Consider the following 14,028-nt stretch of genomic DNA (forward strand, 5'->3'; position numbering starts at 1 on the left):
TAAAACAGTCAATACAGGATTATTTATGTCTCTCGTGAAGCCGTCAATAGATTCGCGACTGGCCGGAATTGCCCCAGGCTTTCGGGCGCTGAGTATTCTGGTTGAAGCTGCGCCGATTACCCACCTGGAGGTTGCAACCACCACGCTGGCACAGGCCTGCCAGCAGATGTTGAATGATGATGCGCCGTGGGCAGATGCACACCTTTCGGACTGGGATGAGGTGTTTAAAGCGTTCGGCGCGAAACCGAAACGCACACCCTGCTCGGCCTCTGCCCTTCGCAAGCGGGTACTGAAAGACGGTTCGCTGCCGTCGTTGGATCCTGTTGTGGATATCTATAACGCGGTGAGCATTCGCTATGCCATTCCGGTGGGTGGGGAAAATCTCGCGGCCTATACCGGCGCACCACGTCTGACCCTCGCCGAAGGTCATGAACCCTTCGATACCCTGAAAGAGGGCCAGCCGGTGGTGGAATATCCGGATGCTGGTGAAATCATCTGGCGCGACGATCTCGGCGTCACCTGCCGCCGCTGGAACTGGCGACAGGGAGTGCGTACCCGTCTGGACAGTCAGGCGCAATCCATGTGGTTTATTCTTGAAAGCCTGCCGTCGATGCCGGTTGCGGCACTGGAAGAGGCAGGAGAGGTGCTGGTCAACAACCTGCAGCGGCTGATGCCGGGAGCCACGGCTCAGGTTCAACTGCTGACGCTGTAAGAGGACAACACGATGTTTCACGGATTAAGCGCTTTTTCGTTAACCCCCCTGAAAAATGGGATGTTTGACGAGCAGTCATTCATCAATCTTCTGCGCCCGGTGGTCGACGCCGGCGTAGATTCACTGGGCATTCTTGGCTCAACGGGAAGTTATGCCTATCTGACTGTAGAAGAGCGCGGCCGGATCACACGCTGCGCGGTGGAGCATGCTGATGACATTCCGGTCATCGTCAGCATCGGCGCACTACGGCTGGATGATATTCTGCGTCTGGCTGACGACGCGCAAACGGCAGGTGTATCCGGCGTGCTGATGGCCCCCGTGTCGTACCAGCGATTAACGGAAGATGAAGTGTTTAATCTCTATGAAACGGTGACTCGCCGGCTCTCCGTACCGCTGTGCATATACGATAATCCCGCCACGACCGGCTTTGCGTTTAGCGATGAATTGTTATTTGCCACTGTGGCCCTGCCGAATATAGGGTCCATTAAGCTTGGCCGCGTGCCAGAGGACCTGTCGCAGGTACGCGCTCGTCTTCCTGATACCGTCACGCTGGGCATCGCCGGCGACTGGCGGGCAGCATCCGCCCTGCAGGCCGGGTATGACGTCTGGTATTCGGTCATCGGTGGGTTGTTCCCACAGGTGGCGCTGACGATTGCGCGAACAAAGGAGACAGCGCAATCCGAGCGGCTGGAGCCACTTTGGGCACTGTTTCGCCGTTACGGCAGTTTGCGGGTGGTCGCGGCAGCGGCCGAGATGATGGGGAAAGTAAAAGCGCCTGCGCTACCGTTCCCGCTTCAGGCGATTCAGGGTGAGCCGCGCGAAGCGCTAGCCGGGATACTTGCGGATCTAGAACTTGCCTGAAAACGCCGGGTGGCGCTAGCGCTTACCCGGCCTGCCCTTCCTGCCTTTTTTACTCCGGCAACAACCCCACAAAACTGCGTTTTTTGCGCGGCTCTGACATCAACTCCTCAAGCTTATCCACGCACGCCAGATAATGCGGCGTTTGCTTGTGCGCCAGCACTGCCTCTTCGTCTTTATAGGCTTCGTAGATAAAGAACCGGGTTTTCACCCTTGGATCCTGCAACACGTCAAAACGCAGGTTTCCCGGCTCCAGGATCGCCCCTTCGTGGTTGGCGCGAAATACCTCCAGAAACTCATCCACCCGTTCAGGCTTGATGTTGATCTCCACTAACGTCACGTTCATTTCGCTTCTCCCTGTTTCTCTTCCTGCCAGAACTGGAACGCGTCCCGCGCGCTCATGTTCTCATGAACCACTTTCTTCACCGCTTTCAGCATCGCCAGCGGCGCGCTGGACTGGAAGATATTGCGCCCCATATCCACGCCGGATGCGCCCTGGTCTATAGCCCGCCAGCACATCTCCAGCGCCTCATGCTCTGGCAGCTTTTTGCCTCCGGCGATGACAATTGGCACCGGACAGCTGGCGGTCACTTTTTCAAAGCCTTCATCCACATAATAGGTTTTGACGAACTGTGCCCCCATTTCGGCGGCAATACGGCTGGCGAGCGAGAAATAACGCGCGTCGCGTGCCATCTCCTTGCCGACACCCGTCACTGCTAGCGTCGGCATGCCGTAGCGCGCACCCGCATCGACCAGCTTGATGATGTTGTTGATCGACTGATGCTCGAACTCGCTGCCGATGTACACCTGCGCCGCCACCGCGCAGACGTTCAGGCGCAGCGCATCTTCCATCGCTACCGCCACGCACTCGTTGGAGAGCTCACCCAGAATCGAGTTACCGCCGGAGGCGCGCAGCACCACCGGTTTGTTCGTCGCGGCAGGTACGGTGCTCCGCAAGATACCGCGGGTGCACATCAGCACGTCGGTTTCACCAAACAGCGGGGCAATCGAAAGATCGATACGCTCAAGACCGGTGGTCGGCCCCTGGAAATAGCCGTGATCAAAAGCCAGCATCACCGTGCGGTTACTTTTCGGGTTGAAGATGCGCGCCAGCCTGGACTGCATGCCCCAGTCCAGCGAACCGCAGCCTTTCAGGGTGAACGGCACGTTCTGCTGTGGTGTGCCAATGCCAAAATCTTTACCGTCTTTGATGTCGTCTAAATCAGCCATTTGCTCCCCCGTCAGAAATCATATTTATTGATGTTCTCTTTGGTGAACACCACACGCTCCGGCAGCAGCACAATGCCGTTGCCCTTCGCTTCATACTGGTAGCCCTGCACGCTGTTTGGCTCGACCTTCAGCGCCCCGATATTTTTTACATCCACGCTGTCGCCAACGTTAAGATCGCCTTTTTTCAGTAAACGATCGGCGACATTGACCGCAATTTTTCCTTGTTGCACGACATCCCACAGACCGAAGGCTTTCACCGTGCCGCGCTCAACGTACGGACGCATCACGTTCGGCGTACTAAAACCAACAATCACCACCCCTTCCCGCTTGAGGTTTTCCGCCGCCTGCGCTGCCGCAGGCAACGCGTTGGCATCCGGGGCGATGATCGCATCCAGATCCGGATACGCTTTTAAGATCCCCTCTGCGGTTTGCAGGGATTTGGTGGCATCGTTATAGCCAAACTGCGTGGTGACGATCTGCCACTGAGGATGATCTTTCTCGATTTTGGCTTTCGCCTCTTTCACCCACTGGTTCTGGTCAGTGACGGTGGGACTGGAGTAGAAGAACGCCACTTTGGCATTCGGTTTCGTCACTTGCTTCGATGCCATCTCCACCAGCAGGCCACCAAGCTGTTCCGGCGTTCCCTGATTGATGTAAATGCTGCGACACTCCGGTTTGGTGTCGGAGTCCCAGGTCAGGACTTTTACGCCGCGCTGCATCGCGCGCTTCAGCGCCGGACAGAGGCCATCCGGTGACACGGCGGAGACGATAATCGCGTTATAGCCCTGGTTAACGAAGTTATTGATGAGCTGCACCTGGCCAGAGACGCTTGGCTCGGTCGGGCCATCGTAGGTGACGTCCACACCCAGATCTTTTCCCGCCTCTTTTGCACCGTTGCCGCCGCTGGTAAAGAAACCCACGCCCACCAGTTTCGGGATAAAGGCAATGCGGTCCGCCGCCTGCGCTGATGCGATGCTAAGGGCCATCGCCAGGACTATCAGTTTTGTTTTCATCTTACGCTCCGGGTAGTTTTGTGAAGAGAGATCGCACCCATTCACGGTGCAGACTCAACGAACGTCCCATCACCACCACAACCAACAGCGCCCCTGACAGCGCGCTCGACACCTGGTTGGGGATGCCGACCATCTGTAAACCCTGTTGCAGATACCCCACCAGCAGTGCCGCCAGTGCTGTACCGATCACCGAACCTGAACCGCCGTAGATATTGGCCCCGCCAAGTACAGCGGCGGTCAGCGCAGGCATCAGTAAATCGCGCCCTAAATCCGAGCGCGCGGAACCGAAATAGGAGACCATCACCAGTGCGGCAATCGCCGAGGCCACACCGACCAGGCCATACAGCGCGTACGGCATGCCGTTGACCGACAGCGCCGCATAGCGTGCTGCGCGTGGGTTTTGCCCAATCAGAAACAGATGACGGCCAAAGCGTCCGCGATGGGTAATCAGCCAGAAGAAAACAGTGATCACCGCGAACAGCACCAGCGGAACCGGCAAGCCGAGAAGCGTGAGGTTAGCGAACGCGGTAAAGCTGTCCGGGAAGCCACCAATGCCCTCATAGCCCGTCGCCCCCGCCATACCGGAGAGCAGCAGCGCCCCGCCGCCGTAGAGGTAGAGCGTGCCGAGGGTGATCACCAGTGGGCTAATGCCGGTGTAGTGGATAAGCGCGGCATTGAATAAACCGCACAGCAGGCCGAGCAGTAAGGTCAGCGGAATTGCCACCGCCATAGGCCACCCCGACTGCATCATCACTCCCAGCGCGATGGCGCACAGGCCAATGGTCGATCCGAGGGAGATGTCGATCCCGCCACTGATAATCACCAGCGTCAGCGGCAGTGCCACAATACCAATGCAGATGAAATCGCTGGTGCTGAACAGCAACATATTGATATCCAGCATCCGGGGGTTGATGGCACCAAAGAGCAGGATCTCCAGCACCAGTAAAATCAGCAGCGTGCTTTCCCAGTTAAGCTTCATTTACGCCACCTCTTTTTTGCGTTTCGGAAACGGGGTGACGTGCTTTCCCCCTTTGTTTCCCGGCTGGAAACGGCTGTACTTCAGCGCCCGCTGATGACGCGCCAGCGCCTGGCGCAGACGTCCGTCGAGCACCAGCACGCCAAGTAACACCAGCCAGGCAATAAAGTCGTTCCACCAGGCCGGGAGCTTAAACAACACCAGCACAGTGTCGATTTGCGTCAGGAAGAAAGCGCCGAGTAACGCGCCAATTAGCGTGCCCGTGCCACCCAAAAGCGAAATACCGCCGAGCACGCAGGCGGCGATAGCTTTCATCTCCAGCCCGCTTCCGGTCTGGTTTGGCACAAAACCGATCTGCGCGGCAAAGACAATCCCGGCACAGGCTGCCAGCATGCCGTTCAGCGTGAAGGCGATCATCCGCGTGCGATTCACCGCCACACCCAGCTGGCGCGCGGCTGCCAGGTTATCGCCTACGGCATAAAAATCACGACCAAAGGCGGTGCGCGACAGCGTCCACGCCCCTGCCGCCGCGAACAACAGCACCACCATACCGAGCGGTGATAGGCCGAAGGCGACAGGTTCAGAGAGAGATTTCAGCTGCGGCGGCAGCCCTTCAATCCACTTCCCGCCCGTCCAGAGCAGCATCGCCCCGCGATACAGCCCCAGCGTACCAAGCGTGGCGACAATCGCCGGGATGCGCAGGCCCACAACCAGAAAACCGTTGAATGCCCCCGCCAGCGCCCCAACCGATAACGCAAAAAGCATGGATACCGACAGGCTGTAGCCGCTGTTCAGTGCCACGCCAACGGCAATGGCAGACAGCCCGACAGTCGAGCCCACAGAGACATCAATATTGCGGGTCAGCATCACCAGCGCGGCACCGAGTGCCAGCAGGATCAGAATTTGCGAGCTGGCGAAGATCATCCCCAGCGTCTGCAAGCTGAAATACGCAGGATTGAGCGCCACCAGCACAGCAAACAGGGCGAGGATCGCCAGAAAGGCGCTCAGTTCACGGTTTTTCAGTAAGATCTTCATGATTGCCCTCCAAACGCCAGCGCCATCATTCTGTCGAGGCTGACGGCGTGGCGCGGCAATTCGCCGCTGAGTACGCCCTGGTGCATCACCAGCACCCGGTCAGCAAGCCCGGGAAACTCATCGAGATCGCTTGAGATCATCAGCACCGCCACGTTCTGTGCCGCCACGCTTTTGAGCAGTTGATAGATATCGGCGCGCGACGAGACGTCCACACCGCGCGTCGGTTCATCAACAATCAGCAGTAACGGATTGGCCTCCAGACAGCGCGCCAGCAGCACCTTCTGCTGGTTGCCACCGGAGAGTGTGCGCACGGTTTGCTCCGCATGGTTAAGCTTGATCCCCAGCGCCCGGTGGTAACGCTCCACCACCGCAGATTCCCGCTTGCGCTGCTGCCAGAGGGAAGGTTCATTCAGCGCTACGGTGTTCCAGCGGACAGGCGCATCCAGAAATAAGCCGGAAACCTGCCGATCTTCCGGCAGATAAACCAGGCCTTTATCGAGCCGTGAAAATACCGGATCGTCGGTGATCTCCTGATTTTCGAGCCAGACGCGGCCGCCGCGCACAGGGCGCAAACCGTAGAGGGTTTCGGCTAGCTCGGTGCGTCCGGATCCCACTAGCCCGGCAAGACCGACGATCTCACCCGCGTAAATCTCCAGACTCAGATCGATAAAACCTTCCCCGGTGAGCTCTTCCACGCGCAACACCGGGAAATCCTGCGGCTGGGTGCGGCGGTTACCCGGTAGGGCCAGCCACAATTTTTGTGCATCGCTTAAGCCTTTTTCCCGGCTCACCGGCGTCATGGCGGCGATCAGGGCGCTATCGTCAAACTGCGCGGTTTCGCCGCTCAGTACCACCGCGCCGTCGCGCATGACCGAGACGTGGCTCGAAAGCGTGCGGATTTCCGGCAATTTATGCGAGATAAAGACAATGCCAACGCCGAGATCCTGCAGGGCGCGGATCTGGCGGAACAGCCGTTCGGTTTCCCCCGGTGTGAGTGACGCCGTAGGTTCGTCGAGGATCAGGATCGTCGCGTTGCGCATCAGCCCGCGGAGGATCTCCACCATCTGTTGATCCGCCACTTCCAGGGTGCTGGCAGTGGCATCCAGATTAAGCTGGCACTGCAACTGGTGAAGTTTCTCCGCCAGGCGTTTATCCAGATCGCGTTCATGCGGCAGACGAAAAAGGATGTTTTCCCGCACCGTCAGGTTGGGAAACAGTAATGGTTCCTGCGGCACCAGATAAATGCCGAGCTTGTGTGCCTGTGCCGGGGTAAGCCGCGCAAATGACTGTCCGGATACCGAAAGTTCACCGCTGTCCGGCGTCTCCACCCCGGCAATGATCTTCATCAGCGTCGATTTCCCCGCGCCATTACCGCCCATCAGCGCATGCACCTGACCCGCAAACAGCGTGAAATCAATGCCTTTTAAGACCGGCACGCCGGAGAATTGCTTGCAGATATCACGCGCTTCGAGAAGTAAGGTCATCATCGCCCCGCTATTGAACAAATGATTTTTAGATTTAATAATGTTCAAAAGCGTAGACGGTGAACTATATTTACAACCGTGCAGGGATCACAGTTTTATTGATTAAGATCCAGATAAACCAGAAACAAACTAAAAGATCCGTTTTGCCGCGCGGCTCACACTTTCCACCCGCGTCATCACGAACATATGATCTAAATTTTTATAAGAGTTCAATTATGAGCGATAAACGCACTGCGGAAGAAGGTCGGTTTGCCGGGCTGGCACTGGCGGAAGAGGAGCTGGTGGCTCGCGTGGCGTGGTGTTACTACCACGATGGTTTGACCCAGAACGATATTGGCGAACGGCTCGGATTGCCGCGTCTGAAGATCTCGCGCCTGCTGGAAAAAGGCCGCCAGTCCGGAGTGATCCGCGTGCAGATCAACTCTCGTTATGAGGGCTGTCTGGCACTGGAAACCGAATTACAGCAGCGTTTTGGGCTCAAGCTGGTGCGCGTGATGCCCGCCCTGAATACTCCGCCAATGAACGTCCGACTGGGCATTGGTGCCGCACAGTCTCTGATGGGCGTGCTGGAACCCGGACAGCTTTTAGCGGTGGGATTTGGTGAAACCACCATGAGCAGCCTGCAGCACTTAAGCGGTTTTATCAGCTCACAGCAGATCCGTCTGGTGACGCTCTCCGGCGGTGTAGGACCGTATATGACCGGCATCGGCCAGCTCGATGCGGCCTGTAGCGTCAGTATGATCCCTGCCCCGCTTCGCGTTTCGTCTGCCGAAGTAGCCGGGATCTTAAAACGCGAAACCAGCGTGCGGGACGTGATCCTCGCCGCGAAGGCGGCCGATGTCGCAGTGGTGGGGATTGGTTCCGTGAACCAGCGCCGCGACGCGACGATCTTGCGCTCCGGCTATATCAGTGAAGGTGAACAGCTGATGTATGCCCGTAAAGGGGCGGTGGGAGACATTCTTGGGTACTTCCTGAATGCCGAAGGGGAATGCGTCGAGGAGCTGGAGATCCATAAAGAATTACTGGGCGTCACGCTCGATGAACTGGCGCAGTTGCCCACCATCGTTGGCGTGGCCGGAGGTGAAGAGAAAGCCGATGCGATTTATGCCGCACTGAAAGGTCGCCGTATCAATGGCCTGGTGACGGAAGAGACGACAGCCCGCGCGGTGCTGGCTCTGGCCGGATAAGAGCAGCCCTGCGCCTGACACGAGGCAAGCTCATGAGTTACCTTTTAGCGTTAGATGCAGGGACAGGCAGCGTTCGCGCCGTTATTTTTGATTTGCAGGGCAACCAGATTGCAGTCGGCCAGGCCGAGTGGAAACACCTGAGCGTGGAGAACGTGCCGGGCTCGATGGAATTTGACCTCGACACCAACTGGCAGCTCACTTGTCAGTGCATTCACCAGGCGCTGGAACGTGCGCGACTGAGCGCGGCGGATATTCAGTCCGTTGCCTGTTGCTCAATGCGCGAGGGAATTGTGCTGTATGACCGCAACGGTGAAGCCATCTGGGCCTGCGCCAATGTCGACGCCCGCGCCAGTCGCGAGGTGGCTGAACTCAAAGAGATCCACGACAACCGTTTTGAATCCGAAGTGTATGACGTCTCCGGACAGACCCTGGCCCTGAGTGCCATGCCGCGCCTGCTTTGGCTGGCGCACCATCGTCCGGATATCTACCGCAAAGCGGCGACCATCACCATGATCAGCGACTGGCTGGCGGCGAAACTCTCCGGCGAGCTGGCGGTCGACCCGTCTAACGCCGGCACCACCGGCATGTTGGATCTCTTCTCCCGCGACTGGCGACCCGCACTGCTGGACATGGCCGGGCTGCGCGCCGATATCCTCTCCCCGGTAAAAGAAACCGGCACCGTACTGGGCGCGATCACCAAAGCCGCTGCGCAGCAGAGCGGTCTGCGTGAAGGGACGCCGGTGGTAATGGGTGGCGGTGACGTGCAGCTTGGGTGTCTGGGGCTGGGTGTGGTGCGCGCCGGGCAAACGGCAGTGTTAGGCGGAACTTTCTGGCAACAGGTGGTCAACCTGCCGCAGGTACGAACCGATCCCGAGATGAACATCCGCGTAAACCCACATGTTATTGCTGGTATGGTTCAGGCGGAGTCAATCAGCTTCTTCACCGGGCTGACGATGCGCTGGTTCCGTGATGCCTTCTGCGCAGAGGAAAAGCTGATTGCTGAGCGGATGGGCATGGATACCTACACCCTGCTGGAAGAGATGGCCAGCCGCGTGCCTGCGGGCTCACATGGGGTGATGCCGATCTTCTCCGATGCCATGCATTTTAAGCAGTGGTATCACGCTGCACCATCGTTTATTAACCTCTCCATCGACCCGGAAAAGTGCAACAAAGCGACGCTGTTCCGTGCACTGGAAGAGAACGCTGCGATAGTTTCGGCCTGCAATCTGGCACAGATTTCGCGTTTTTCCGGCGTGACGTTTGAGAGCCTCGTCTTCGCCGGTGGGGGAGCGAAAGGCGCCTTGTGGAGCCAGATTTTAAGCGACGTCACCGGGCTGCCGGTACGTGTTCCGGAAGTGAAAGAGGCCACGGCACTGGGCTGTGCGATTGCAGCCGGAACGGGGGCGGGACTGTTTGCAGATATGGCCTCAACGGGCGAGCGGCTGGTGAAGTGGAGCCGGGAGTTTACGCCGAATCCAGAACACCGCGACTTGTACGACGGCATGATGCAGAAGTGGCAGGCGGTGTATGCCGACCAGCTTGGGCTGGTGGACAGCGGGCTGACGACATCGATGTGGCAGGCTCCGGGGCTGGTGCGCTCCCTCTGAGGGAGAGGGAGATTAAGTTTTGTAGCCCCGGTAAGCGCAGCGCCACCGGGGAAGTTCTTTGAGTTCTATCACAATCATTTGATCCCGCTTTTACCTTTCTGCTGACGCTGGCTAAATTAGTAACTCATCCGACCACATAACAATAATTTTACACTGGAAGACACTATGAGCCGCTACCCGTCGCTATTCGCCCCCCTTGATCTGGGGTTCACAACGCTCAAAAACCGCGTATTAATGGGCTCTATGCACACCGGTCTGGAGGAGCATCCGGACGGGGCTGAACGTCTCGCGGCCTTCTATGCCGAGCGTGCCCGGCACGGGGTGGCGCTGATTGTCACCGGTGGCGTCGCGCCTGCACCTTCCGGTGTCGGCATGGAGGGCGGCGCGGTGTTGAATGACGTGTCACAACTGCCTCACCACCGCATCGTGACCGATGCGGTACACAATGAAGGCGGGAAAATCGCCCTGCAAATCCTGCATACCGGCCGCTACAGCTATCAACCAAATCTGGTCGCCCCCTCGGCAATTCAGGCTCCCATTAACCGCTTCAAACCGCATGCTCTCAACCACGACGAGATCCTGGCGCTGATTGATGACTTTGCCCGCTGCGCCGCGCTGGCACGTGAAGCGGGCTACGATGGCGTCGAGGTGATGGGTTCAGAAGGCTACCTGATTAACGAATTCCTCGCCGCCCGCACTAACCATCGCGACGACGAATGGGGTGGTGATTATGCCCGCCGCATGCGCTTTGCGGTAGAAGTGGTACGCGCCGTGCGTGAACGTGCGGGTGCTGATTTTATTATCGTCTTCCGCCTGTCGATGCTCGATCTGGTGGAGGGAGGTGGAACATTAGACGAAACCGTGCAACTGGCACAGGCAATTGAAGCCGCAGGTGCAACCATCATCAATACCGGCATCGGCTGGCACGAAGCGCGCATTCCGACCATCGCCACACCGGTGCCGCGCGCGGCGTTCAGCTGGGTGACGCGGAAGCTGAAAGGTAAAGTCTCTATTCCGCTGGTGACCACCAACCGTATTAACGATCCGCAGGTGGCGGACGATGTTATTTCACGCGGCGATGCCGATATGGTGTCGATGGCACGTCCGTTCCTGGCCGATGCCGAACTGCTGTCCAAAGCGCAAAGCGGCCGCGCGGATGAGATCAACACTTGCATCGGCTGTAATCAGGCGTGTCTGGATCAGATCTTCGTCGGCAAAGTCACCTCTTGTCTCGTCAACCCGCGCGCCTGCCACGAAACCAAAATGCCCGTCGTACCGGCGCTCAACCAAAAACGCCTCGCCGTGGTCGGCGCGGGTCCGGCAGGGCTGTCATTCGCGGTGAATGCCGCCTCACGGGGACACAGCGTGACGCTGTTCGATGCCGCAACGGAGATCGGCGGCCAGTTTAATATTGCCAAACAGATCCCGGGCAAAGAGGAGTTCTATGAAACCCTGCGCTACTACCGCCGGATGATCGAACTCAATGGGGTCGATCTGCGTCTTAACCACTTTGTGAAAGCAGACGATCTGGTGGATTTTGACGAAGTGATCCTGGCGAGCGGGATCGCCCCGCGCACACCCGCGATCGAGGGCGTCGATCATCCGAAAGTGTTGAGCTACCTGGATGTATTGCGTGACAAAGTACCGGTCGGCGAAAAGGTGGCGATTATCGGCTGCGGCGGGATCGGTTTTGATACCGCGATGTATTTAAGTCAGCCGGGAGAAGCAACCAGCCAGAATATTGCCGAGTTTTGCGTGGAATGGGGCATCGACACCAGCCTGAATCAGTCCGGTGGGTTACGCCCTGAAGGGCAGCAACTTCCCAAAAGCCCGCGTCAGATCGTGATGTTGCAGCGTAAAGCCAGCAAACCAGGCGAAGGGCTGGGCAAAACCACTGGCTGGATCCATCGCGCCACCCTGCTCTCTCGCGGTGTGAAGATGATCCCGGCAGTCAGTTATCAGAAGATCGACGATGAGGGGCTGCACGTGCTGATCGGCGGTGAACCGCAGCTGCTGCAGGTTGATCATGTGATTTTATGTGCCGGACAGGAACCGAAGCGCGATCTGGCCGATCCGCTGCGTGAAACGGGCAAAACAGTGCATTTGATTGGCGGATGTGATGTGGCGATGGAGCTGGATGCACGGCGCGCAATTGCGCAGGGCACCCAGCTGGCACTGAAGATTTAGCGACGACGACCCAGCTTCACGGATTTCAGCACCACGAATTTGTTGTTGGTGGCAATCGTGGTGCAGTTACCGAAAATCTTCTTCAGCTTGTGGAAGTAGTCCAGATGGCGGTTCGCTACGATGTACAGCTCACCGTTAATTTTCAGGCAACGGCGCGCGTGGTGGAACATCTCCCAGGCGACGTTATCCGTCAGGGCGTGCTTCTGGTGGAACGGCGGGTTACACAGAACGGCATTGAAGCGGAAAGGCTCCACACCCGACAGCGCGTTGTTGATCATAAACTCGCAGCGATCAAGCGCCTCTGGCATGTTGGTTTCCACGTTCAGCCGGCTGGAAGCCACCGCCATTGGCGATTCATCGCTGAACACCACGCTGGCTTGCGGGTTTTTCGCCAGCAGCGTCAGGCCAATTACGCCGTTACCGCAGCCCAGGTCTACAATTTCGCCTTCCAGATTTTCCGGCAGATGTTCGATAAAGAAACGTGCCCCGATATCCAGACCGGTGCGGGAGAAGACGTTCGCGTGATTGTGGATAGTCCAGTCGGTTCCTTCCAGCTTCCAGCTCAACGTCTCTGGCGCATCAGCCAGTTCCGGTGCACTGAAGGTACAGTTGATCAGACGCGCTTTTTTCCACGCCAGCGTGGTGGTAGTTGGGCCGAGCACTTTCTCAAACAGCTCCAGCGTCGAGGTGTGAATATCACGCGCTTTGGCCCCTGCAATGATGCGGGTTTCAGGGGTGACGACTTTACGCAGCGCACGCAGTTGTTGCTCAAGCAACGCCATGGTTTTGGGTACTTTAATCAGCACCACGCCAGGCGCCTGCGGGTACTCCGCCGTGCTGTCGAGAAACTTCACGCTGGATTCTTCGATATCGTTATGACGCAGGTTCTCACGCGTCGCCAGCTCGCTTAAATAGGAGTCGCCAATGCTGTATGGCGTATGTTCCGCCAGCGCACAGCCCAGCGCGCCAAACGCATCATTCAGGATCAAAACCGGGCCGCTGATTTCAGTATCATCCAACTGCTGCAGCAGATATTCATCTGCCGCTTCCCACGCCTGAAGTGGGTTAACGTCGTCCGTTTCCGGGAAACGTTTAAGGTTGAGTGAACGGAAACCGTTGTCTAAGTGGCTCATCGGCCCTCCTGAATGGTAAAATTTGGCGTATCCCTGAAAAGGGTGCGTGAGTATACCGTTTTATTGTCGATTTGGGGCGTTGATGAACCAACTTACTTATCTCCAGGGCTACCCGGAGCATTTACTTTCTCAGGTTCGCAGCCTGATTGCCGAGCAGAAGCTCGGCGCGGTGCTGGAAAAACGCTACCCCGGGACCCACGATTTCACGACCGACAAAGCCCTCTGGCAGTATACGCAGGATCTGAAAAGCCGGTATCTGAAGAGCGCGCCGCCGATCAACAAGGTAATGTACGACAACAAGATCCACGTGCTGAAAAACGCCCTCGGCCTGCATACCGCCATCTCCCGCGTGCAGGGTGGCAAGCTGAAAGCCAAAGCGGAGATCCGGGTTGCGACCGTATTTCGTAACGCACCAGAAGCGTTCCTGCGGATGATCGTGGTGCACGAACTGGCGCATCTGAAAGAGAAAGAGCACGACAAAGCGTTTTACTCCCTGTGCTGTCATATGGAGCCGCAGTACCATCAGCTGGAGTTTGATACCCGTTTGTGGCTTACGCATTTATCGTTAAAGGGTAATGCGCAGTAGCGCACGCGAATTGTCATGAT

The 14,028-nt window shown here is 57.8% G+C and carries 13 protein-coding genes; 6 read left to right on the plus strand and 7 right to left on the minus strand.

Annotation, left to right across the window (positions count from 1 at the left end; all coding sequences use genetic code 11):
• Positions 1-25: 25 nt before the first annotated feature.
• Both HED65_RS12230 and HED65_RS12235 read left to right on the plus strand, forming a co-directional pair.
• On the plus strand, positions 26-712 hold the full coding sequence (locus tag HED65_RS12230) for a B3/B4 domain-containing protein (RefSeq protein WP_114978784.1): 687 nt from the start codon (positions 26-28) through the stop codon (positions 710-712).
• 12 nt (positions 713-724) lie between these two features.
• A complete protein-coding gene (locus HED65_RS12235; RefSeq protein ID WP_114978785.1) occupies positions 725-1,573 on the plus strand; it encodes a dihydrodipicolinate synthase family protein in 849 nt (282 codons plus the stop codon).
• Between the two features lie 49 nt (positions 1,574-1,622).
• Here HED65_RS12235 and lsrG read toward each other — a convergent pair whose 3' ends face one another.
• The 6 genes from lsrG to lsrA are packed head-to-tail and all read right to left on the minus strand — an operon-like array spanning position 1,623 to position 7,308.
• A complete protein-coding gene (lsrG, locus tag HED65_RS12240; protein ID WP_114978786.1) occupies positions 1,623-1,916 on the minus strand; it encodes a (4S)-4-hydroxy-5-phosphonooxypentane-2,3-dione isomerase in 294 nt (97 codons plus the stop codon).
• A complete protein-coding gene (lsrF, locus tag HED65_RS12245) occupies positions 1,913-2,800 on the minus strand; it encodes a 3-hydroxy-5-phosphonooxypentane-2,4-dione thiolase (RefSeq protein ID WP_028017118.1) in 888 nt (295 codons plus the stop codon). The genes lsrG and lsrF overlap by 4 nt, the downstream gene beginning before the upstream one ends.
• Before the next feature lie 11 nt (positions 2,801-2,811).
• Entirely contained in the window at positions 2,812-3,813 is a 1,002-nt protein-coding gene (gene lsrB / locus HED65_RS12250) for an autoinducer 2 ABC transporter substrate-binding protein LsrB (protein WP_114978787.1), read from the minus strand.
• A 1-nt stretch (position 3,814) separates the two neighbouring features.
• A complete protein-coding gene (lsrD, locus tag HED65_RS12255) occupies positions 3,815-4,792 on the minus strand; it encodes an autoinducer 2 ABC transporter permease LsrD (RefSeq protein WP_114978788.1) in 978 nt (325 codons plus the stop codon).
• Complete coding sequence (gene lsrC / locus HED65_RS12260; protein ID WP_114978789.1) at positions 4,793-5,824, minus strand: autoinducer 2 ABC transporter permease LsrC; 1,032 nt, start codon at positions 5,822-5,824, stop codon at positions 4,793-4,795.
• Complete coding sequence (gene lsrA / locus HED65_RS12265; protein ID WP_114978790.1) at positions 5,821-7,308, minus strand: autoinducer 2 ABC transporter ATP-binding protein LsrA; 1,488 nt, start codon at positions 7,306-7,308, stop codon at positions 5,821-5,823. Before lsrA ends, lsrC begins: the two co-directional genes overlap by 4 nt.
• 215 nt (positions 7,309-7,523) lie before the next feature.
• Between lsrA and lsrR the strand changes: the two genes are divergently transcribed.
• The 3 genes from lsrR to HED65_RS12280 all read left to right on the plus strand — a co-directional run bounded on the left by lsrR (position 7,524) and on the right by HED65_RS12280 (position 12,289).
• Positions 7,524-8,495 carry a transcriptional regulator LsrR gene (gene lsrR / locus HED65_RS12270; protein ID WP_114978791.1) on the plus strand — a complete coding sequence of 324 codons (972 nt, stop codon included), beginning with the start codon at positions 7,524-7,526 and terminating at the stop codon, positions 8,493-8,495.
• Positions 8,496-8,527: 32 nt separating this feature from the next.
• Positions 8,528-10,102: an autoinducer-2 kinase gene (lsrK, locus tag HED65_RS12275; RefSeq protein ID WP_114978792.1), complete on the plus strand. Its 1,575-nt coding sequence runs from the start codon at positions 8,528-8,530 to the stop codon at positions 10,100-10,102.
• A 165-nt stretch (positions 10,103-10,267) separates the two neighbouring features.
• Positions 10,268-12,289: an NADPH-dependent 2,4-dienoyl-CoA reductase gene (locus HED65_RS12280; protein ID WP_114978793.1), complete on the plus strand. Its 2,022-nt coding sequence runs from the start codon at positions 10,268-10,270 to the stop codon at positions 12,287-12,289.
• Here HED65_RS12280 and rlmG read toward each other — a convergent pair.
• The gene (gene rlmG, locus HED65_RS12285) at positions 12,286-13,422 is read right to left on the minus strand and encodes a 23S rRNA (guanine(1835)-N(2))-methyltransferase RlmG (protein WP_028017110.1); all 1,137 of its coding nucleotides are present in this window, start codon (positions 13,420-13,422) and stop codon (positions 12,286-12,288) included. The two genes, HED65_RS12280 and rlmG, sit on opposite strands and share 4 nt — an antisense overlap.
• Positions 13,423-13,504: 82 nt before the next feature.
• On the opposite strand from rlmG, the gene HED65_RS12290 reads away from it, so the two are divergent.
• On the plus strand, positions 13,505-14,008 hold the full coding sequence (locus HED65_RS12290; RefSeq protein ID WP_114978794.1) for a YgjP-like metallopeptidase domain-containing protein: 504 nt from the start codon (positions 13,505-13,507) through the stop codon (positions 14,006-14,008).
• Positions 14,009-14,028 lie beyond the last annotated feature (20 nt).

The sequence above is a fragment of the Pantoea sp. LS15 genome (assembly GCF_012241585.1).
GTDB lineage: Bacteria > Pseudomonadota > Gammaproteobacteria > Enterobacterales > Enterobacteriaceae > Enterobacter.

Coding starts and splice junctions, on each gene's coding strand:
- HED65_RS12230 (WP_114978784.1), top strand. CDS start 26: ATGTCTCTCGTGAAGCCGTCAATAGATTCGCGACTGGCCGGAATTGCC.
- HED65_RS12235 (WP_114978785.1), top strand. CDS start 725: ATGTTTCACGGATTAAGCGCTTTTTCGTTAACCCCCCTGAAAAATGGG.
- lsrG (WP_114978786.1), bottom strand. CDS start 1,916: ATGAACGTGACGTTAGTGGAGATCAACATCAAGCCTGAACGGGTGGAT.
- lsrF (WP_028017118.1), bottom strand. CDS start 2,800: ATGGCTGATTTAGACGACATCAAAGACGGTAAAGATTTTGGCATTGGC.
- lsrB (WP_114978787.1), bottom strand. CDS start 3,813: ATGAAAACAAAACTGATAGTCCTGGCGATGGCCCTTAGCATCGCATCA.
- lsrD (WP_114978788.1), bottom strand. CDS start 4,792: ATGAAGCTTAACTGGGAAAGCACGCTGCTGATTTTACTGGTGCTGGAG.
- lsrC (WP_114978789.1), bottom strand. CDS start 5,824: ATGAAGATCTTACTGAAAAACCGTGAACTGAGCGCCTTTCTGGCGATC.
- lsrA (WP_114978790.1), bottom strand. CDS start 7,308: ATGACCTTACTTCTCGAAGCGCGTGATATCTGCAAGCAATTCTCCGGC.
- lsrR (WP_114978791.1), top strand. CDS start 7,524: ATGAGCGATAAACGCACTGCGGAAGAAGGTCGGTTTGCCGGGCTGGCA.
- lsrK (WP_114978792.1), top strand. CDS start 8,528: ATGAGTTACCTTTTAGCGTTAGATGCAGGGACAGGCAGCGTTCGCGCC.
- HED65_RS12280 (WP_114978793.1), top strand. CDS start 10,268: ATGAGCCGCTACCCGTCGCTATTCGCCCCCCTTGATCTGGGGTTCACA.
- rlmG (WP_028017110.1), bottom strand. CDS start 13,422: ATGAGCCACTTAGACAACGGTTTCCGTTCACTCAACCTTAAACGTTTC.
- HED65_RS12290 (WP_114978794.1), top strand. CDS start 13,505: ATGAACCAACTTACTTATCTCCAGGGCTACCCGGAGCATTTACTTTCT.